Consider the following 20553-nt stretch of genomic DNA (forward strand, 5'->3'; position numbering starts at 1 on the left):
CAAACAGCACTGCACTGTCTTAAAAAAGAAATGGAGCCATTACATTATCAAATGCAATTTCTAATAATCTTACAGTTTCGTTTCTTCAATTATACTTCCTGTGTCTGATAGTATTATCAGATATCTGTTTAGGTCCTTATCTCTCAGAATAACCTCATACTCGAGTATATCGTCCTTATTTTTTACTACCAGATTCATTATTACCCCCATCGATGTAATCCTATTTTTAATTGCTGTCGGAAGATGATCCTCCTGAAGATTATGTTTGTATTCCAGTAATTTACCCGACAAATTGAAAATCGCGATATATTCAGTTTCGTTTTTGTAAAAAATGGCCTCCGAATGATTGTCTTTGTTAAACCACTCAACATTTACAGCATCTTCAAAATTCTGTTTAAGTGATTTTTGACAAACTTCTGATGGTATTACCCCGTTACCTTTTATTATTTTCTTTAAAAAGTCGTTCATTCTATCTTGTTTATATTTTTGACGTATCGAGTTATAGAAGTAACGTTATTCCCCGCTCAAATAATTTTTAGAATATAAATATACGACTCTGGCACGTGCCCTTTTCAGACGCATTTTTGCAGCATCTTCGCTAATCCGAAGCGAAGCTCCTATTTGTCTCATTGTAAGCTCATCCTTATACTTCATCAACAACAAAGCCTTCTCTTCCGGATGTATGAGTTCCAGAATATTCATCACCTTATCGTAATCAATTTCGTCAATTATTTCTTTTGTTTCATCAAGAATCTCGGCTATTTCGTTTTTACTACTCCACTCTGTATAATGCAACTTTTGCTTTGCCCGTAAATATTCAATACAATGGTTGTAGGTAATTGAATATAACCATGATGAAAAGGAGGACAATTGCCTAAAGGTTGACAGCTTTTCGAAAACTTTAGAAAAGATATCTTCAGTAAGTTCTTCCGCTAAATTTTTGTTTTTTACAAAAGTATAGCATTTGCCAAATACCTTATCAAAGTATCTTTCATACAACAGATTAAAATACCTTGACGCATCACCGCTTTGAATCTTTTCGATGATCTCAAAATCATTTAATGTTGTATGAATATTCTCTTTCATTTTTAAGCTTAAAGTCTGTTACAAATTTACTCTTCACCGTCTAAATAACAGATAATTAAAAACACAAATAAGATGAAAAAATTAATCGCAGTAGCTTTATTATTCTCTTGTTTGCTTGCAGTTGCGCAAGAAAAGAAATTACCCCAAAAGATTGTAACCGCACTTGAAAACAAATACCAGGAAGCCGAGATTGAGAACTGGGTACTTGTTGGAGATATGTATTACCTGGATTTCAATTTGATTTCCAAATCATACAAATCAATTTTCGATTCTGAAGGCATATGGATCGAAACCGCTGAGAATATATCAGAACTGGATATTCCGGTTGAGTTAGCAAATTTTATTAGTGAAAATTTTGAAGCAGGTATTGTACCTTATTGCGAAAAAGTAGAAACTCCGGAGCATCAATTTATACGGGTTAGTTTATACAATAGCGATAAATTCTTCGTATTGCAATGCGAGGATGATGGTAGCAATATCAAGATTATTCTGGAAGATCCATTAACTGATATTGACTAATGTGAGTTTGCTGATATAATATTGGAAGAAAGAATTACAATGAAAACACAACAAAACCCTATACACCAAATAATAACTTTCGGTGGTAAAATGGCCACTGCAATAGTATCAGGATTGCCTAATAGCAAAGTTATATTCAAACCTGTAAATAAATCTTTTCTCCAAATCAGAACAAAAAATGTAAAATTCCATGATGAAAAATATTATCACAGGCCGATTGCAAAGCCTGTTGTAGAAAAACAAACTCTATTAAAGGAGAAGAAAAAAGTAAAGATTGCGCACTAATTGTGATACGGAGAAGTCAATTAAGCAATGACAATTAAAACTAAAAAAAATGTTGAAAATAAAGAAAACAAGAGAAGGCCATTACATGGCCACTCTTGAACACAGGACAGAAGAATTAGACAGATACAACTCTAATTTAATTAAAAAGGAACTCTCTATGATTATAAAACCTCACCGTGAAATTACAGTTGATATGAAAGGTGTATATTCTATGAACATTGGAGCTTACAAAATCATTCAAGAGTTAGTGAACAAGGCCAATGCAAAAAAATGCAAAATAGTTTTTATTAATGCAGAGCCTTTTGTCTCAACCAAACTGTCATTCCTGAATTCCAGACGACTTAAAACCCGGGAAGAACTGGAAACAGATATGCTGTAAGTTTAATTGGGCAACTAAAGTTAATCTTCGAAAAATCCACATCGTAATGCTGAGACTAAAATACAACAGCTTAATTCGCTATTATTTCAGGTTATATTTCCTGGAAATAGTGCATAGTTCCACCGCATAATAAATACGGTTATAAATTTATTTTTCCCAGACCATAATCATGAGTTGGATACAAAACACCTTTTTTTAAAAAGAATAAATCACTAAAAGGATCATCTATTAAATCAAGATGTCCATCCAAGTCGGCAAATTCGATGTTAGGCCGACTAAGAGCAAAATGAAGACCCGCCGAAATACCTAAAGCACATTCATCAATACATCCCACCATTGTTTCCAACCCGGCAGCTTTCGCTACAGCATTAATATGTTGTGATTCGAGAATACCCCCTACCTTCATTAGCTTAATATTTACCATATCAATTAAATCGTTACTTGCCAGTCTGAAAGCGTCTTTTAATGTTCGAATGCTTTCGTCAGCCATAACAGGGAGATCAATATTCTGTGTCAATTTCCCCAGTAGATCATCTTTGGTTTGTTTTGTGGGTTGTTCCAGTATTTCAATCTTTGCACTTTTCGTTTTTTCCACAAATTCAATCGCATCGGCATAAGAATACCCCTGGTTGGCATCAAAACGAAGAACAATATCGTTTCCATATTTTTCTCTTATCTTAAGTATTTTCTCGATATCCTCAGCCAGGTTTAATCCTCCTTTGAGCTTTATAATCGTAAATCCTTGTTTCAGGTAATACCCGGCCTGATCTAAAGTATCTTTAACGGATAATATTCCAATAGTGATACTTGTTGCAATTCTATCCTTATACCCACCCAACAGCTGGTATAACGGAAGCTTTGCTTTGCGTGCCATTAAGTCAAACAGGGCCATGTCAACCATTGCCCTGGTCGATGACGCTCTTGGGCAAAGTTGTTTCAATATATGGGTAAAATGAGCAATCTGAAAGGGTGATTGGTTCTTTAGCAGCCTGATAACAATGTTTTCAATATTAGAAATAACATCTTCAGGGCTTTCATTCGTAACTTCCAGATCGGGAGCCGAACATCCCCAGCCTGTAATACCTTTGTCGGTATCTATTCTAAGAATGATATTAGTTGTTTTGCTTACCGTTTCATATGCTATTGTATAAGGAATAGCCAGAGCCATATCAAGCCTGAAATATTCAATATTGGTGATTTTCATCGTCGTAAAATTATTTGATTTCTATTGTTAAGTCGAAACTCCCTCCAAAATAGATATTCCGTAATGTGTCAGAAATTTTAGCATGGCGGCTTCATTTCTTAATATCTGTTTTGATAGAGCTCGTCAGAGGGTGTGTTTTTTATTGTCTCAACAAACTCCGCCATCTTTTTAATCATAATTTCCCACATTTTCATTCCTTTCTCAGCAGTGGCGCGTGTTGCGTTTCCCATTACCCCCGAAGCGGTCAGTTTTTCGGTGTGTACATACCACCTTACTCCCCTTTCGGAAGTATAATCAAGATATACATTATCCAGATCCAGTGTATCATCAATTGCCTTATCCATATCAACTAAATCGGGTCGGATTGCCAAACAAGTACTTGTTTCAATTTCGCCGGCATGAATGTCGTTTGGTGTATCTACTAAATTATAAAGATCAACATCGCTAGTTTCACCAGATTCAACACATACAAAAATATGTGCATCGCGGTTTATCATTTGTGCAGCATAAGTTAGCGTTGGTACATTATCACCATGGCCATTTAAAATCACTATCTTTTTTATTCCGTTGTGTGCCAGGCTCATTCCAATATCGTACACAAGAGCAGACAGTGCATTATTAGTAACAGAAAGTGTTCCTTTAAAATCGCTGTGGTGATAGGATACTCCATAAGGTATTGGGGGTAAAACAAAAGGTTTGGGATCATTACAATTTTCAGCAACTTTTTTCGCCAGATAATTTGCATCGAAATAATCCACATCAAGCGGCAAATGAGGCCCATGTTGTTCTATAGCGCCACAAGGCAGAATCGCTGTATCTACTATTTTCAGTCTTTCTTGAATATCGGGCCATGACAAAGATGCCCACATATACTCCGGATATTTATTGGTATCTTTCATTGTACTTGTACTTTATTTTATTTAAATAATCATCATTTAACACGATTTCTCTCCATTGGTGCTTTTCCCGAAGAACGGCTCCGTTTGAGTATTGAGACAAAATCTCAAACAATGGTTTGCGAATATGTTGGGGCATATCTTCCAGATTACTTCTTTCCTTATCAAATCTTAATTTGAGAATTTCGGGATGTCGTTTAGCTGTACTTCTCGTAAAAGCATTTTCCTCTATTAGTTGTTTATCAAGTAATGAATAATATAAATGAGCTGCATCGCTATTAATTTGCTTAATCGACCTGCAAGCCAATGCATGTAATCCGTATAGAATTTGTGTTTTATCGTATCCGCATTTTCCCGGATCTTCGTCGAGGGCCTTAATCATACCAATTATCCTTCTGCATTTTTCGCACTTTCCGCATGGAAACATTCGCTCTCCCAATTTATGCGCCGCATGGCAGGAGATTTGATGCTGTTGGAGTTCTGGATAACGCTTTATCAGAATCTTCATAATAAGCATTTCTGAAAGGCTACGCAAAATTGAATATTGACAGGTATTCCACCCCTTTCGAATGAAATACCGGGTCATGGCATTATCAAAATACTTACTCTGATCGTATAACGCGTTATAATGCGAAATACCACACAAATTTCCTTTTATAGTGGTGTCATACTCATCGCCGATAAGAATATTTCCCAAACCATTTTGAAGTACTATCGGCAAAACACCAAATAAGAATACCGCAACAGTCCACAATCGTATCGGATAAATATCAGCTCTGATGCTTGCATAATTTTCCTTTATAAATGGTAAATGTTTTAACATCCAATTAAATAAGCGGTCGCTGTTGCACCATGGCTTTTCTGTATTTGGTTCATGCTGTTTAAAATATCGATATGAATTTAGAGCAGTAAACCAGTGCCGACCTGCTTCGTTGATAAATACCGGATGCGGTTTTCCTATTTCGCTAATAATGCCATAGGTAAGTAAACTATCTTTTCCACCACTGCTAAGTATGGCGTATTTATCCATATCCACTTGCACTACATTAGCATCTGCCTTTAGATTATTGTACTGTGAATTAATAAAATTGATTTTTGCTTGCGTATACCTTTCTCTTTTTTCCGGTTGAAGGTTGTTATATGCAGGTTTTAGAAATTCATTTTTTATTCGCAACTTATTCGTGAGTATTTCCCGCGAAGTATTTTCCATCATATCAAGAATAAACTGCTGATCGGTTTTGTCGTAAAGCCCATCAAACTCGATGGTTTCACAGAATAAGCCATAATTTAGAGCGACCTGGGCCAACATCATCGAGGCCAGGTTTACGTCTCGGTAAAACTTCTTGTTAAAATATGGCTTTTCGTAAGTGTATGCCAGATCATATGATTCTGATTCACCGTTATAGTTCTTTATGCAATAACTTGCCTTTACTTTCTTTGATTCAATTTGAATATTCTTAACAGAAAGTTTGTTGATTGCTATGAATGAATCCAATGTTATCACTTGAGGTATGATTTTAAAAGCTTAACTAAGTCATCAGCACCATATTCCAAAACATCAAATGCCGGCAAGCCTGTCTCTTTTGTAATTTTCTCACAGGCAGGTAATATCTCCTCCTTCCCCATCTCCTCGTGGTTAACTGTTACTGCAATTACTTTTTTTCCGGAGATAATTTCAATGGCATTAATTTGCTCTTGAAGCGGATGTAGCTTATAACCGGGGAAACCATCATATTCCAGCCTTTTAGGGGCATGTTGTAAAATTACGTAATCCGGTCGTGCAGCAGCCAGTATTTCGAATCCCCCCGGATATGCTGGATTCATCAAGCTTCCCTGACCTTCAATTACAATAAGATCCGGCAATTCATTTTTCCAGGCATCATAAACCGTATGTTCAATTTCCCCCGAAACAAAATCGTTGATACAACTATCCAATATCATCGAATATTTTGCCCCCTGCATCCATGCCGTTTGGCCTGTCCCAACCATTTCTGCTTTCAAGCCTGATTTGCGAAAAGCATGAACGATAATCCAGGCTGTGGTTCTTTTTCCTATGGCTGAATCTGTTCCTAAAAGTGCAATTTTCAGGCATTCCACTTCGTCTATCTTTCCGGTAAAAAAATGTAGCTGGTCGCGGTCGGGTGTTCGTCTAATATCCCGGATACGACACTTGTTTTTTCTCGCAATACTCATGATTTCATCATCTTTATAAAGAAAATCATGTAGTCCACTGTCAACATTCAACCCCAGCTCCAGCGCCTCTTTAATTACAATTTTTGCTTCGGCAGGCAGCCTTCCTCCATCAGGTGCCAGTCCAATAACCAAAGTTTCCGGTTTGTTGTTGGCACCCAATTTTTGCAATGCCACCTTAAGGCTTTCAAATATCGGGATATCGTTGTTTTGACCGTCAAGCACCTGGCCGGCATCCAAACCTGAATACTTTTTATCAATCACACCCATTACTTTATATCTTGTTGTAAAACGCACCAGACCATGTGCTGTTTTTCCATTTGGTGTATTAAATGCTTCATCGCAATAAACAAGGGCTTTCCCATCAATTGTTGTTCGTTTCATTTTTCAATATCTTGCGGTTAAAATGACAACATATCTATCGTTTATCAGATTCATTTTTTTATGAATTTCAAGCATTGCAATCAGTCCTGATGTTGAAGCAGGCAATATCCTGTAACCTTCCTTTTTATGCAGAAAAGTGCTCATATCTTTCAATTTCTTGTCACTGATATAATGCGCCTCCCCTCCGGATTGCCTGATTGCATAAAGAGCTTCGTCACCGTCGAAACTATGCCAATTGATAAGCGGCTCGTTAATGCTGGTTTCCTTTATTATTTTTGGATCAATGTCGCGGCAGGTATCTAAACCGGCTTTGAAGGAAGCGATAATGGGATTCTTTGAAGAGGCTGAACCAGCAACAAATACCGGAATTCTCGAAGTTTTCCCTCTTTTGTAGAGGTTTACAAAGCCACGATACACTCCGGCAAGCAACGTTCCGTTAGAAACCGGAGCTGCAAGATATTTTGGAGCATCCCTTAAATGATCATAAATCTCGGTTGCTATTTCAGCATAGGCGGCAAGCTGTAATGATGTATTTGAACCTCCCGGGTTTGCATCATACCATTCATTTTCATTCGCAAGCCTGCTTGAAGCCGATACAGTGTCCTCATAAGTTCCGGGAAGCCGAATGATTTCTGCTTCAAAATTCTGCATTTCTCTAATTCGTTCTGTATGATAAGACTCTGGAATAAATATCTTGCAACTAATGCCAGCCAGAAAAGATGCATAAGCAACCGCTACACCGTAGTTCCCACATGTTGCCAAGGCTATTGTATCATAATTCCTTCGGAAAGCATCGTGAACCTGGGCAAAAGCAATTCTGTCTTTTTGCGTGCCTGTAGGATTTTCTCCTTCATATTTTACAAAAAGTTGACGGATATCCAATTCCCTCTCAAGGTTTCGCAGGCGGTTCAGCGAAGTGTCTCCTACCTCGAGCGAAATTATATCTTCGAAAGACTCTAATCTATCAATCAGCGACAAACTTGTGTCTTTCACCATTTCAGATAAATTGCCTACCTCTGTGGTAATCTTTATATCTGCTGTTTTAACACCATCTAAAATATTCATACTTTTAAGTTGTGGCTAACGTAATTCTACGTTAATGCAACACTCACTCAATTTGTCATAGTTACGCAAACTACTTTCCATTTAGCTCATACAACCGACAATCCATTTATACAATCTTTCATCTCCAAATAATATTTTCTCCTATTGCCGGGACATAAGTTTTCACTCAATTTAATCGTTTTTAAACCAAAAAAAGTTTCAAAAAATTTACACAAACAGATAGCTCTGCCTAATCTAATTCTCCTAATGATTTTCAGTGGATTAACCTATTATTTGCTTGTTATTAATGCGTAATCTCTTTAATCAGGTTCAATCCTTATTCAAAATGACAATTTCTTGGTTATTGAAGCCGTATTCTGACCTACTTCAGTATTTTATTGAGAGGAAAGAAACACTTGATCATAGCGCTACACTGTTGAATGCCAAAATTCATTTCTATCGCTTTTCTATGCAAAAGTACAGGCAGAGTTACTAATTATTGTGTTATTAATTCGATCGACAATATCATTCCAGCAGAGGTAAAATATCCCAAGCAATATGATGATTTCTAACGCTTGGCAGATAATGTATTTGAAATCAAAACAAAAATGGTTATCCTTTTTATTCTTTTCCAAAAACAAAACAATGGGATTTGTTCAAATAGAATTTAAAACATTAACTAACAATGGAATAATCAATTAGCAAATATGCACAATGCAATATTAAAACTTCTCTAAATCCATATCTCATATTAGATTATAAAAGATTAAAAATTAATATCAAGTATCTAAAAGGATTTATAATCTTAAAATTAATGAATCATGAACTTTTTGATTTTTCATGTCTAATTTCTTATTTCTATAATAATAAGAAAATCTCTTTAAAAGTGACCGATACGGTAACATGCAAAAAACAAGACTGCATAAATCTCTGATATAAAGGGATAAATGGACTGGCATTCAAATCATGCCATAACTACCCCAAATATTAATCCATTTTTGTATATTTGATTTAGAAAATAATAACGCTGTATTAGAAGAGAGACTTTACCGAGAACATAAAAAAATGACTTCTATAAGAAATTGATTATAAGCGCATAACAAATCCCAGAATCGTCTTGTTCTGGGCACGTTTTAAGAAACTAAAAAACAGAAAAAGCGCTTAAATCATTGATTTTAAGCGCTTTTCTTTTTTAACAAAATACCAATAAAGGCCATATATAGCCTTATTTGGAGGGACCACAGAGGGACCATAGCAATTTTCACAAAATCACGGTCCCTCGAAACTCTATAATTATTTGATTTTTAACATTTTATTTGGTTCTTTTTGGTGCTGTTTACTGTTTTAATTTTACTCAATATTCAGTAGTTTTAAGCATCAACCGGAATCATTTATTAACAATTTAAAAGGAGGTAATTATGAGAGTTATTATCCATTTTTATCCTCGAAAATCGAGGTTAAATGATGATGGTCAACTGCCCATCTATGTTAGGTTCACGGTTAAATCAAAAAGAGTAGATCTTTCCACCGGATTGTTTATTCAACCCAAACATTGGAGTGATGCAAAAGGAAGAGTTAAAGACCGCGCTCCGAATGCGTACACTGTCAATGAAAGACTTGATAAACTAAAAACCGAAATTCAAGACTATTTCAATCAGCTAAGATCAAGCGGAGAAGATTATTCGGTAAAAACGATCAAAGATTATTTATTGCAGGTAACTAACTCAAAGGGGATATTAGAAATCTTTGATTATTACCTAGAAAGTATCCTTGCCAAATTAAATAAAGGATACTCGATGGAGACTTACAAACACTATAAGTCGTCGAGAAAAAGACTGGCAACTTTTATCCGATTTAAGTATAAACAAAATGACTTCCCTGTAGAAAAAATAAAATTTGCATTTTTAGATGCTTTTGATGTTTATCTCAAACAAAAATTTAAAGTCCATCAGAATACGGCATGGAATTACCATAAACATTTAAGAAGAGTACTAAACCTGGCTATTTCTATGGAACATATTTCAAAAAATCCATACAATAAGTATAAGGTAGGACTTGAGCCGACGCATAGGGAAATTCTAACGATTGAAGAACTTACAAGAATAGAGGAAAAAGAAATACAGATTGAACGTTTGTCAGTTGTTCGCGATATTTTTGTTTTTGCCTGTTACACCGGTCTCTCTTATTCTGATATTTATAAACTAAACAAAAGTCATCTGCATAAAGGAATCGACAAGAAGGACTGGATTATTATTGATCGGACCAAGACCAGTAATCGTTGCCGGATTCCATTAATACCTGAAGCAAGAAGAATCCTGAATAAGTATTCGAACTATCCTAAAAATGAAAATAGTGGAAAATTACTTCCGGTTTTAACTAATCAAAAAATGAATAGTTACCTTAAAGAGCTGGGTGATATCTGCAACATCAATAAGGACATAACAATGCATATTGCCAGGCATACTTTTGCAACTTCTGTAACACTGGCAAACGGAGTTCCTATTGAAACTGTTTCTAAAATCCTCGGACACACCTCATTAAAAACAACGCAGATTTATGCAAAAGTTCTGGATCAGAAAATCTCTGAAGACATGGATTTGCTTCAAACAAGACTTAGTGAAAAGAAAAAAGCAATTTGATGAATTACATTTCAATGTCCGTTGCCTAAATCGCAATGGACATTGTTTTTTTAAAATCATTTTCATCTTTCTTTAAAGACCTTAATTCGAAGAATTAATCAAGCTTTTAATCGGCAGATTAAAAGTCCTTGCCGGATAGGCACAAGGGATTTTGTGAAACAAAATCACATCTTGCCAACCCCTCCCCTACCAACTAACTCATTGTCTTGAGGGTAAGAATATGAGAACAGCCTCTATTCATTTTATTTTGTAAAATAAAATATCCCCAAAAGAGAAGAAAAAAAGAAAAAAAAGAAAAGAAAGTCACAGACTTGCCATCCGTGATTAAATACAAGGCTGCCCTGAAAACTATTAATCCATACGTTCAGCTTTCAATTTATAATATCAGGGCATTTACTTTAGCCTTGTATTTAAATCTGGGTAGGACTGTGGGTAGGATGGCTAACTTTGGCTTTCTTTTTTTGTTTTCCATCTTTCAAATTTATATACCTACAGTAACATGCAAGGCGGCAGGCTAAAGAAAGTACAGTCCTGCCGTGAAACAAAGGGGCTGTTCTTTCCGTGCGATGCCTAAGGCTTTTCACATATAAAGACAAAACAACGCCGGTTACATGAAGTATGAACGAATGGAGGAGAATTGAAGACTGCGAGTGTGATATGCCGTGGCATAGGGAAATCTAATAAACTTTTAATAGCTCTTTTTTTCGTGGGCAAAAAATTTCGCACTTCCTGTATCACTTCCTATCGCACTTCCTGTATCAAATCTGATACAGGAAACTTTCAAGTCAGTAAGTACCAGATGCATAACCTCTTATACAAATATGAGGAACAGGTTTCTAAAACCTTTTATTTCATCGCTGAAACAAGGCAAAAAATAAACTGATATAATATGGCTTGATTCTAGTGTATTTATTGAACTGTTCAAACAAACCAATTTGGTATTTGATAGCGTTCCATGAAAGTATGATATTCCTGCGAGAATAATCTGCAATTTCGTCAATCTCTTATAGCAAGAAGTTTAGCGGCCAAAATCCCAAGTTCTATTAAATTATCGCTCATCCGATATTTTTAGCAATGTAAGTCTCGCTCCTCTTACCGGAATCAGAAATAGTCTAAACAATAATTGTTTTATTTTTATACTAGTTCTGTTTATGCTTTAATCGTTGGCAATAATTGACTATTTATTCTTTTGATTCTATGTATTCAACTACAGCCGTATGTCCGTCTAAACTGGCAAAATCCAATGAAGATTCGCCATCAATATCGACCATATCAAGATCGGCACCATAAGCAATAAGTGTTTTTAAAACGTCGAGCTGACCTTCTACAGCTGCCGTCATCGCGGCAGTCCAATTTTCTTCTTTCTCTATCAAATTTGGTTCTGCCCCAGCCTCTAATAAGGTTAAAACGGTGTTTGCAAATGGTCCTGTTGATCATACCCTTATGCTTTTCTCTCGAATTCGTCAGTAAAATTTACATCTACTCCTATATTAATGAAAAGCTACACAATATCTGTGTTTCCGTCGTATGCTTGATTTGGCAAATATTTTTCAATTCATCGTTTACCGATTCTACCAATGCTCTTTTACGAAGCAGTACTTATCCGGAATCTGCATTAGCGAGATTTTCATGTTTTTACTATACCAGTTGTCCAAGAATCTCATCATGAAAGTTTTGGAAGTGCTACATTTCAAGGATAGTAGATTTAACTCAATAATTCCGTTGTTAATTGATGCAAATAAAAAAAGCCTGCGAATTAAACGACTCACAGGCTTTACTATAAAACTCAAATCTATAGAAAAACTATTTTATTCAACTCCCCATAATTTGTTTGCTTTTGGTCCCATTCCGAAAATCAGTTTTCCGCCTTTCAAAATATCTTCGTGCGTAATCCATGGTGTATCCAGTGCTTCACCGTTTAAAGTGGCCGACTGTATATATTTATTCTTTTCCGATGTATTTATTGCTACAATTTCAAAGATATTTCCGTTTCCCAAAGCAACTGATACATGCTCAAATATCGGGCTTCCAATGGTATATATAGGTTCGCCCGGTGTTACCGGATAGAATCCCATGGAAGAAAATACAACGAATGCCGACATGCCACCACCGTCTTCATCGCCAGGAACACCCATCAAATCGTTACGGAACCATTCGTGCAATAATTTACGCAGGCGCTTTTGTGTTTTCCATGGCTCGCCTGCAAAATTGTACAAATACGGGATATGTAACGAAGGTTCGTTAGCCATTGAAAACTGTCCAACATTTCCGGTTTGGTCAGGCAATTGCGCATAAAATGCATATTTCCCTCGACCAAGTGGCTCGGTAAATGTAGCATCAAGATTCTTCACAAACTCTTCTTTTCCTCCCATTAAACTGATCAAATCAGGAATATTGTGCTGTACATCCCAGCGATAAGTCCAGGCATTGTTCTCGCCATAATATCCACGTGCCCCCATTCCTCCTGAAAACTTATAATCAAATGGCTCGATGAATTTGCCGTCTTTATCTTTTGGATGAAAGAATTTTGTTTCAGCATTGAACAGATTTCGGTAGTTGAATGAAGCCTTTTTAAAATATTCGGCTTCCTCCGTTTTTCCAAGCTCTTCAGCAATTTGCGACAAACACCATTCGTCATAAGAAGTTCCTAAAGTAACGGCAACCGGCTGACGACGTTCGAAAGAATGTACTTCCGGAATGGTTTCTTTTTCGCCTTCATACAATGCAGGAATGTAACCGTGATCTTTGTAAAATTGATCCAATTCCCCGGCCGGCATTCCTGACCAAGGTGCCAAAGTCTTTTCGGTAATCGCACCTTTACAGGCTTTGTATGCTTTTTCAAGGTCGAAGTTATGCAGACCTTTGCGATAAGCATCAATCACCGATGCCACACCGTGATTCGAGTTCATACGACGGCTGTCTCCAGTAATTTCAGGGAAAGTTGGCCACCAGAAATTATCCATTTGTTCCGACATCAATACAAACGAATTCAGGATATCTTCTTCCTTTTTAGAGTCGATCAAGACCCTTAACGGATGATGTGCGCGGTATGAATCCCAAATCCAGTCGTCGGTATAAAACGGACGTCCATTGTCATTGTGCACAGCTCCATCAAAGGCACTGTAATAACGACCTCCTTCAGAGATACATACCGGGCGCTCGAAACAACGGTACAGCGAAGTGTAGAAAACCGTTTGTTCATCTTCTGTTCCGCCTTTTACCGCTATTTCGCCTAAAGCTTCGTTCCAAACTTCGCGTCCTATTTTTTGTAGCTCGGCAGCTGTTTTTCCGGCAACTTCTCGCTCCATATTAACCTTCGCTTGCTGTTCATCGATAAAGGAAATACCGTAGTGAAGGTCTAGTTTTTTAGTTCCTTCAGGGTACTTCAATATTAAACATGCATTGCGTCCTTCGGCACTGGTTGCTTCAAAAAGGCCGGAATGATTTATGCTGGAAACCTGTTGTGGTAATTCTCCCGGCACCATACAGATGTATACTTTGGTGTTATTTTCTATCAGCTGGTAACCACTGATTGCAGTCCCGTCCCACTTCATTCCTCCGTTTCCGGAATTCAGGATTAGATAGGCCGGAGCATCTTTTTCAAACTGGATTTCGTAGACTGCTGCTTGATGAGATAAACCATAATCAACCTGGATATTTTGTTCATCGAGGTAAACAGAATAGGAATAAGGTGTTAGTTCTTCCTGATCGTAACGATACTGTATTACCGGTCTCAACTCGTGTTCTTCTCCCTGAAAAGGACTTAAATTGAAAGCCGAACTTCCACGGTGACTGGTAACTATCAATGGTAAACCATTCAATTCTATTTCTGTATAGTCACGACGTTCGGGATACACGCGTAACAAGCTGTTGGGCAAATGTATTGTTGGGAATGTTGGCACCAGCAAATGGCTGATGTTGCCCATATACGGATTGACATAATCTACCGGTTCTTTTGTCGCAGAACCGGATTCTGCGGTACTTGTTTCACAGGACGCTAAAAACGATATTGCTAACGCAAATAGCGCAATTTTCACAAAATGTTTCATTTTATATTTTATTAAGTAATTGATCCAGTTTAAGTATTTCTTTTTTCGATGTTTTTGCATCGTATTTATTTGTTCCATCGGAAACATGCAATGAATTTCCATTTTTAGAAAGGATCTTAACGCTGGTTACTTTGCCATCTTTCCAAACCAGGTCGACAACAAATCCCCCTCTCGCTTTTAGTCCTTTCACCGATCCGTCTTTCAATGCTGTTGGCAATGATGGCAACAATTGAAGATTGTAACTGCCATCTTCATTTTGCGACTGGCTTTGAACCAGCATTTCGGCAATCGCTGCCGTTGCGCCAAAATTACCATCAATCTGGAATGGCGGATGGTTATCAAACAAGTTCGGCAATGTTTTAGAAGCCAGCAAAACCGACAGTAACTTATAAGCATGATCGCCATCCTGTAAACGGTTCCACATGTTTATTTTCCAGGCCAATCCCCAGCCGGTTCCATCGTCGCCACGGGCAATCAACGTTTTACGTGCAGCCTCAGCCAATTCCGGCGTACCCAAAGTGGTGATCTGGTTTCCGGGATGCAAGCCAAACAAATGCGAAGTATGACGGTGATGTGGTTCTACTTCTTTGTAATCTTCTGCCCACTCCATAATTCTGCCGGTTTTCTCGCTTATTCGGATTGGAGCAAGATTAGCCAACGTTTCTTCACATTTTTGTTTAAACACTGCATCTTCACCTAAAATCTCACAGGCTTTAATACAGTGTGTCAGCAAATCATGAATGATTTCCAGGTCCATTGTAGCACCATAGGTAAAAACGGTTGTACTTCCGTCAGGTAAAAAGAAGGCATTTTCGGGCGAATACGATGGATTGGTAACCAATTTTCCAGGACAAGCTGTGCCTTCCGGTGCTTCTATCAGAAAATCGAAAATAAACTCAGCTGCACCTTTCATTAAAGGATAAGCACGGTCTTTCAGGAATGCTTCATCGCCTGTAAAAGCGTAATGTTCCCAAGGGTGCTGTGCCAACCATGCTGCTCCAACCGGCCAAATTCCCTGCGGGCCATCGGCAGGTGCTGTAAATCCCCACGGATCAGTTAAATGGTGAACCACCCAACCATCGGCTCCGTACAATACTTTTGCAGATTTAGCGCCTGGTTCTACCAATGCATCCATTAAATCGAACATTGGCATATGCAACTCCGAAAGATTGGTGATTTCTGCAGGCCAGTAGTTCATCTGGAAGTTAATATTCGTATGGTAGTCGGCGTTCCATGGCGGGTTCATTTGCCATGCCCAGATACCTTGCAAGTTAGCCGGCATAGTTCCCGGACGTGAACTTGAAATCAATAGATACCTTCCGTATTGGAAAAAAGTTTCCACCAAACTATTATCAGGAGTACCTTTTTCTCTCGCCAACCCAAGGCGCTTGTCGGTTGGAAGTGCAAGTGTTGATGCAGCTGTTTCGCCCAATGTCAGATCAACACGGTTAAACAAACGCTGGTGTTCTGCAATATGGTCTGCTTTTAATTTTTTGTAGTTTTTTGATTCTGCTTTCGAAATTGTTTCGGCACAAATAGCAGCGGGGTCAATAGATGGATCGGCACCTTTTGCCAATTTATCCAACCCGGGATAATTAGTTGCACCGCTTAACAGCAATGTTACCTCTTTGGCACCCGACACTTTCATTACATCATTTTCAACATCTACTTTTCCACCTTTTGTTACAACTTTCACCTGCGCTGCAAAACGTAATCCGCGCTGTTTTCCGCTTTCGTCTTTACGGTCGATCTTACCTTTTAATAACAATGAATTGGAATCGTCTGAAACGGATTCGCAAACAGCATCTTTCTGTCTTTTCAAAGTAAGATTGAAATGAATACCATCTTTGCATTTTGTTGTAAAATGAACAACCATTACCTGGTCAACCGGAGAAATAAATACCTCTCTTGTATATTCTGCCCCGTTAGCTGAAAAACTGGTGGTTGTTACCGCAGTTGCCAAATCCAGACTCCGAACATAATTCGATGCGTTCAGAATTGGCGTGTCAAACCAAAGCTCGCCTAACGACTGAAAAGGCTTCACTCCGCGGGGACGCCCCATCATGTGCTGCTCTGCCAATTTCACCGCTTCGTTATTCTTACCTTCAAAAAGCAAGCGTTGTACTTCGGGAAGATATTCAGTTGATGAAGGATCGTTTGGATCAAGCGGATAACCGTCCCACAACGAACTTTCGTTTAACTGGATACGTTCGTCAGCAACACCACCAAAAACCATGGCTCCCAGTGTTCCGTTACCAAGCGGCATAGCTTCCTCCCATATCTTTGCAGGTCGTTGATACCACAAAACGTATTGACCGTCGGGCTTTGATGCGCCGCTGTAAATTTTAGCGCGATCAAGCCAGTTTGCAGAAATCTCACCTTTACGTACACTGGCAGGCAACTCTGCATTTTGCGCCCCAACTACCCAGCTGACAGCTAGAAGTAAAACGATTAATAAATATGATTTCATCATATGATAATTTAATTATAAAATCAACTTATTGTGCTACAGCCGAATTCAACTGTTCTATAAACTCTTCCTTATTCGATTCAAGCTTGATTTTAGTCTGCCAGTCTTTTCCTTCCATGCTCCTCTTCATTTTTATGAACAGGTGGTTCCAGCCTTTCTCCAACGGAAGGTTTTCCAGTATTTGATCTCCTTCTGCTTTGTCAAATGATTTCCCGTTTACAAAGATACTGGCTTCCTGGTCGCCTTCTACCCGTAAATCAAGCTTGGGCATATCCGGCTCTACCAATAAGTCAACCATTGAGCGCGGACTGTAAACCCAGAAACTTAACGCAACTTCAACGTTTCGCCCCAAATCAAGGAAACCCTGTGCTCCTGATTGTACCATTTCTGGATCCCCTTTTTTCCCAATTTCCTTTATAAACTGGCCATTACCCATCGTTCCGTGGCCTGCATCTGCTTTTAGGACTAACGCACGCACTAATTCGCCATCCGAAGACAAGGCATGCAAACTGTTCACTGATACATCTTTTAGTTCTACTCCCAAATTAGTTAAAAGTTTTTTGAATAAATCCTCTCCTTCTGATCTTAGTGAAAGCAGGTTAATATTGCTGATATAAAATTCGGCATTACCAGTTGCTACTTTTACAATAGCGGTTCCTTCCGGTTTAGCTTCGTGCTCGCTGCGGTATACTGCCGCCGTTTTTAAATACTCGGCACGCGCATTCCAGCGTCCCCAGTCTGTGTTGCACGCTTCAACCAGAATGGTTCCATTTTTTACCAGATCACCACTTAAACCGTCTGTCATTACCGGACGTCGTATAAGCTCGGTAAAGTAGAAGTCTTTATTTCCCAGCCCTGCCAGCACCGGGTCGGCTGATTTCAAAATAAAAGAAGTGCTTTCACGGTTGGTCAATTTTACCGGGTAAGGCAACACTTTGTTCAAACCTGAAAGATTTTCCGGCTTAACTCCCCAAACCAATATTTTTGCTCCTGATTCAATTGCGCTTTTTATGATTTGCTGATCATCTGTACCCAACGTAGCTGTTCGCCCATCGATGACTATTAGGCCACAGTTTACTTCTTGTGATGCATTCAGATCAACAAAAGGAACTCCCATGTTGACCAGGTATTCTTTTAAACCGCTATTTTCTCCAGCAATAATTCCAACCTGTTTTATTTTTTCTGGTAAGGGCTGCATCTCTCCCAACCTATTCTTTTCTTCAATTTTGAAGTTTTTTTGGGGATTAGAATTTATCGCCTGGATAGCATGAAACATTGGCCATGGATCATATAAAGGCAAACCTGGATCGTAACCCGGGTTAACCGTACTGGTATACGGGCCCAAACGTTCCGGCTGCATCCCCGGAATTCCTTCCTGATACTCGGGGAAAAATATACCGTCCTCAGGAATTGAAGGACGAGAAGTGTCTTTCAAACCAAACGGAAGCGGTTTTAATCCGTACCAGATAATATTGAAAACACTGGCATATGAAGCATCGTAGCCCAACTGTTTCCCAATCAGGTCGTATGCTTCTGTCGCCAGGCCTTCCATTCTTCCCAGCTGCGATTCGTAGGCCCGGTTTTCGTTTATTGCCGAAATCTGCTTAGGTGTTCCGTAATACCCCATTCCGGTTTCTCCTACTCCCCATGGTTTACCCTGAGACGACCAGTTTTTCATCGAGTTTTCATCTCCGTAATGCCCTATTACTGTTGGCAGATCAGTCGGGCGCATATCTTCACCATCTCCTGAAATCCAGTCGCGGGTTGGGTCATTCTCCTTAACAATAGCTATCCAATTATTGATCTCATCAACTTGCCGTTGTACAATGCTTTCGGGTGCATGGTAAACATGAATCGCAACAGGAAGCGTTTCGTTACAAACACTCCAGCCAAATACAGATGCATGGTTACGGTCGCGCATTACCAGACTTTTTACATGATCTTTGCAGTACTCCCAATAGTCATCCGAATCCATTTTTGGTCCACCGTCGCTCGACCATATCCCTGTTTCATCCAGCACACAAATACCCATTTCATCGGCCACATCCAGGTAAAATGATGGGTAAGGCTGAGCATGCAAACGCACAGCATTGGCGTTGGCATTTTTCAGCATTTGGAACCAGGCCCAGGCATAACGTCGTGTCATTTGGGGTACTCCCATAAAATGCCACGAATCACCTTTTAAAACAATACGCTCGCCGTTCAGCAAAAAGTGGGTTCCGTCAATAGTAAACTGACGCCAGCCAAAGCGCGTATATTTAATATCTGCTACTTTCTTTTTACCTGTTTTCAGGCTGATAACTGAACCATAAAGGTTAGGAGTTTCAGGGGTCCAGTATTTTAACTTGCCGTCAACTGTTGCACTAATTTTCAAGATGGCAGATTCTCCTGCTGCAATTTTAACTTTGCTGTCGCCTGCGATTTGAAGAACTTCACCATTCAAAATACCATTCTGAACCGGGGCAAGGTTGACATCATCGGTTTTATCCTTGAACCATTCTTTGATAGACGCATCCAGTTGTACACTCTGCTCTTTTGCTGTATTATTCTGAACTGTTACCTCAAATGCCAACTGATCATTTGCTACATCTGGCTGAACAAAAACATTGGAAATATGAATCGCAGGAACTGCAATTAGCGAAACATCCTGCCAGATACCCACAATGTGTTGTCCCCAAAACGAACCGGCCACATAATTTCGTCGTCCGTATTTTCCCTGGTCGTCAGTCAGGCTGGCTTTGGCAATTCCAACCAATATTTCGTTTTTACCTGGCTTTAAAAAAGCGGTAATGTCTAGTTCGGTTGGAAAGAAAATATCCAGGTTTTCACCTGCGAGTTGACCATTCACATAGATTTTAGCAAATCCCGCAATGGCTTCAAAATGCAATTTTACCAGCTTTTCTGCCCAGCTTTCAGGCAGTTCAAAATCCTTTTTTATCCAGCCCATTTTCGCTTCCTCCCACTTCTGAGGATAGGACGGATAAGCAAGGAAATCGCCCCCGTCGCCTTCGGCAAACGAGTTTATATTCCAGGGAGACGGAACTTTCAATGGAACTGTTTCCCATTCAAACTTATCGGGCTTTTGAAACTGCTCTATCTTATTCTCAAACACTGGCATAAACTGCCATCTACCGTTTAAAATTAGCTCGTCACGTAACGGTTTTTCAGTCGCATCAACAAAGCTCTTCATCGGATTAAAAACGTGTTTGTAATTTTTCTGGCTCCAAACACTTTCTGAAAATACCAGTAACAGCAATATTATTAAGATAGGGTATAGTAGTTTTATTTTCATGATTCTACTTATTTCGTTTTTAGTTTACTGAATAATCTTCCACATCTTGTCATTTTTTAACCACGACGAAATTTTAGCTCTCTAAGACCAAAACACTCTCCGAATTATCAGTCCTT

The 20553-nt window shown here is 38.6% G+C and carries 14 protein-coding genes and 2 pseudogenes; 4 read left to right on the plus strand and 12 right to left on the minus strand.

The window, feature by feature from the left end; translation table 11 throughout:
* Nucleotides 1-69: 69 nt before the first annotated feature.
* On the minus strand, nucleotides 70-468 hold the full coding sequence (locus G4420_RS18205) for a hypothetical protein (RefSeq protein ID WP_163325372.1): 399 nt from the start codon (nucleotides 466-468) through the stop codon (nucleotides 70-72).
* Nucleotides 469-513: 45 nt separating this feature from the next.
* Nucleotides 514-1086 (minus strand): RNA polymerase sigma factor, encoded by a 573-nt coding sequence (locus tag G4420_RS18210; protein ID WP_163325373.1) that lies wholly within the window; start codon nucleotides 1084-1086, stop codon nucleotides 514-516.
* A gap of 72 nt (nucleotides 1087-1158) precedes the next feature.
* Between G4420_RS18210 and G4420_RS18215 the strand changes: the two genes are divergently transcribed.
* From G4420_RS18215 to G4420_RS18225, 3 genes are read left to right on the plus strand one after another with little or no spacing between them, the layout of a single operon-like run.
* Entirely contained in the window at nucleotides 1159-1605 is a 447-nt protein-coding gene (locus G4420_RS18215) for a hypothetical protein (protein ID WP_163325374.1), read from the plus strand.
* A 39-nt stretch (nucleotides 1606-1644) separates the two neighbouring features.
* Nucleotides 1645-1890: a hypothetical protein gene (locus G4420_RS18220; protein ID WP_163325375.1), complete on the plus strand. Its 246-nt coding sequence runs from the start codon at nucleotides 1645-1647 to the stop codon at nucleotides 1888-1890.
* Between the two features lie 49 nt (nucleotides 1891-1939).
* Nucleotides 1940-2269 carry an STAS domain-containing protein gene (locus G4420_RS18225; protein WP_163325376.1) on the plus strand — a complete coding sequence of 110 codons (330 nt, stop codon included), beginning with the start codon at nucleotides 1940-1942 and terminating at the stop codon, nucleotides 2267-2269.
* A 139-nt stretch (nucleotides 2270-2408) separates the two neighbouring features.
* Here the strand turns inward: G4420_RS18225 and G4420_RS18230 are convergent, their stop codons facing one another.
* The 5 genes from G4420_RS18230 to G4420_RS18250 form a co-directional block, all read right to left on the minus strand.
* The gene (locus G4420_RS18230) at nucleotides 2409-3473 is read right to left on the minus strand and encodes a mandelate racemase/muconate lactonizing enzyme family protein (protein ID WP_163325377.1); all 1065 of its coding nucleotides are present in this window, start codon (nucleotides 3471-3473) and stop codon (nucleotides 2409-2411) included.
* A gap of 98 nt (nucleotides 3474-3571) precedes the next feature.
* Nucleotides 3572-4372 (minus strand): creatininase family protein, encoded by an 801-nt coding sequence (locus G4420_RS18235; protein ID WP_163325378.1) that lies wholly within the window; start codon nucleotides 4370-4372, stop codon nucleotides 3572-3574.
* A complete protein-coding gene (locus G4420_RS18240; protein ID WP_163325379.1) occupies nucleotides 4356-5873 on the minus strand; it encodes a hypothetical protein in 1518 nt (505 codons plus the stop codon). Before G4420_RS18240 ends, G4420_RS18235 begins: the two co-directional genes overlap by 17 nt.
* Nucleotides 5870-6943 (minus strand): DUF1611 domain-containing protein, encoded by a 1074-nt coding sequence (locus G4420_RS18245; RefSeq protein WP_163325380.1) that lies wholly within the window; start codon nucleotides 6941-6943, stop codon nucleotides 5870-5872. The genes G4420_RS18240 and G4420_RS18245 overlap by 4 nt, the downstream gene beginning before the upstream one ends.
* 3 nt (nucleotides 6944-6946) lie before the next feature.
* A complete protein-coding gene (locus G4420_RS18250) occupies nucleotides 6947-8008 on the minus strand; it encodes a pyridoxal-phosphate dependent enzyme (RefSeq protein ID WP_163325381.1) in 1062 nt (353 codons plus the stop codon).
* 1397 nt (nucleotides 8009-9405) lie between these two features.
* On the opposite strand from G4420_RS18250, the gene G4420_RS18255 reads away from it, so the two are divergent.
* Nucleotides 9406-10626 (plus strand): site-specific integrase, encoded by a 1221-nt coding sequence (locus G4420_RS18255; RefSeq protein WP_163325382.1) that lies wholly within the window; start codon nucleotides 9406-9408, stop codon nucleotides 10624-10626.
* A gap of 1181 nt (nucleotides 10627-11807) precedes the next feature.
* Here G4420_RS18255 and G4420_RS18260 read toward each other — a convergent pair.
* From G4420_RS18260 to G4420_RS18280, 5 genes and pseudogenes are all read right to left on the minus strand, one after another.
* Nucleotides 11808-12029, minus strand: a pseudogene (locus G4420_RS18260) (ankyrin repeat domain-containing protein); the annotation flags it as partial.
* Between the two features lie 121 nt (nucleotides 12030-12150).
* Nucleotides 12151-12260: pseudogene (locus G4420_RS18265) on the minus strand (transposase); the annotation flags it as partial.
* 174 nt (nucleotides 12261-12434) lie between these two features.
* Nucleotides 12435-14675, minus strand: a complete 2241-nt coding sequence (locus tag G4420_RS18270; RefSeq protein ID WP_163325384.1) for a GH92 family glycosyl hydrolase — start codon at nucleotides 14673-14675, stop codon at nucleotides 12435-12437.
* A gap of 1 nt (nucleotide 14676) precedes the next feature.
* Nucleotides 14677-17145, minus strand: coding sequence for a glycoside hydrolase family 95 protein (locus G4420_RS18275; protein ID WP_163325385.1), 2469 nt, complete (start codon nucleotides 17143-17145; stop codon nucleotides 14677-14679).
* Nucleotides 17146-17173: 28 nt separating this feature from the next.
* Nucleotides 17174-20437 carry a glycoside hydrolase family 2 protein gene (locus tag G4420_RS18280; RefSeq protein ID WP_163325386.1) on the minus strand — a complete coding sequence of 1088 codons (3264 nt, stop codon included), beginning with the start codon at nucleotides 20435-20437 and terminating at the stop codon, nucleotides 17174-17176.
* Nucleotides 20438-20553 lie beyond the last annotated feature (116 nt).

It is taken from the genome of Draconibacterium mangrovi (assembly GCF_010586825.1).
Classification (GTDB): Bacteria; Bacteroidota; Bacteroidia; order Bacteroidales; family Prolixibacteraceae; genus Draconibacterium; species Draconibacterium mangrovi.

Coding starts and splice junctions, on each gene's coding strand:
- G4420_RS18245 (WP_163325380.1), bottom strand. CDS start 6,943: ATGAAACGAACAACAATTGATGGGAAAGCCCTTGTTTATTGCGATGAA.
- G4420_RS18250 (WP_163325381.1), bottom strand. CDS start 8,008: ATGAATATTTTAGATGGTGTTAAAACAGCAGATATAAAGATTACCACA.
- G4420_RS18255 (WP_163325382.1), top strand. CDS start 9,406: ATGAGAGTTATTATCCATTTTTATCCTCGAAAATCGAGGTTAAATGAT.
- G4420_RS18220 (WP_163325375.1), top strand. CDS start 1,645: ATGAAAACACAACAAAACCCTATACACCAAATAATAACTTTCGGTGGT.
- G4420_RS18215 (WP_163325374.1), top strand. CDS start 1,159: ATGAAAAAATTAATCGCAGTAGCTTTATTATTCTCTTGTTTGCTTGCA.
- G4420_RS18275 (WP_163325385.1), bottom strand. CDS start 17,145: ATGAAATCATATTTATTAATCGTTTTACTTCTAGCTGTCAGCTGGGTA.
- G4420_RS18205 (WP_163325372.1), bottom strand. CDS start 468: ATGAACGACTTTTTAAAGAAAATAATAAAAGGTAACGGGGTAATACCA.
- G4420_RS18280 (WP_163325386.1), bottom strand. CDS start 20,437: ATGAAAATAAAACTACTATACCCTATCTTAATAATATTGCTGTTACTG.
- G4420_RS18210 (WP_163325373.1), bottom strand. CDS start 1,086: ATGAAAGAGAATATTCATACAACATTAAATGATTTTGAGATCATCGAA.
- G4420_RS18270 (WP_163325384.1), bottom strand. CDS start 14,675: ATGAAACATTTTGTGAAAATTGCGCTATTTGCGTTAGCAATATCGTTT.
- G4420_RS18225 (WP_163325376.1), top strand. CDS start 1,940: ATGTTGAAAATAAAGAAAACAAGAGAAGGCCATTACATGGCCACTCTT.
- G4420_RS18230 (WP_163325377.1), bottom strand. CDS start 3,473: ATGAAAATCACCAATATTGAATATTTCAGGCTTGATATGGCTCTGGCT.
- G4420_RS18235 (WP_163325378.1), bottom strand. CDS start 4,372: ATGAAAGATACCAATAAATATCCGGAGTATATGTGGGCATCTTTGTCA.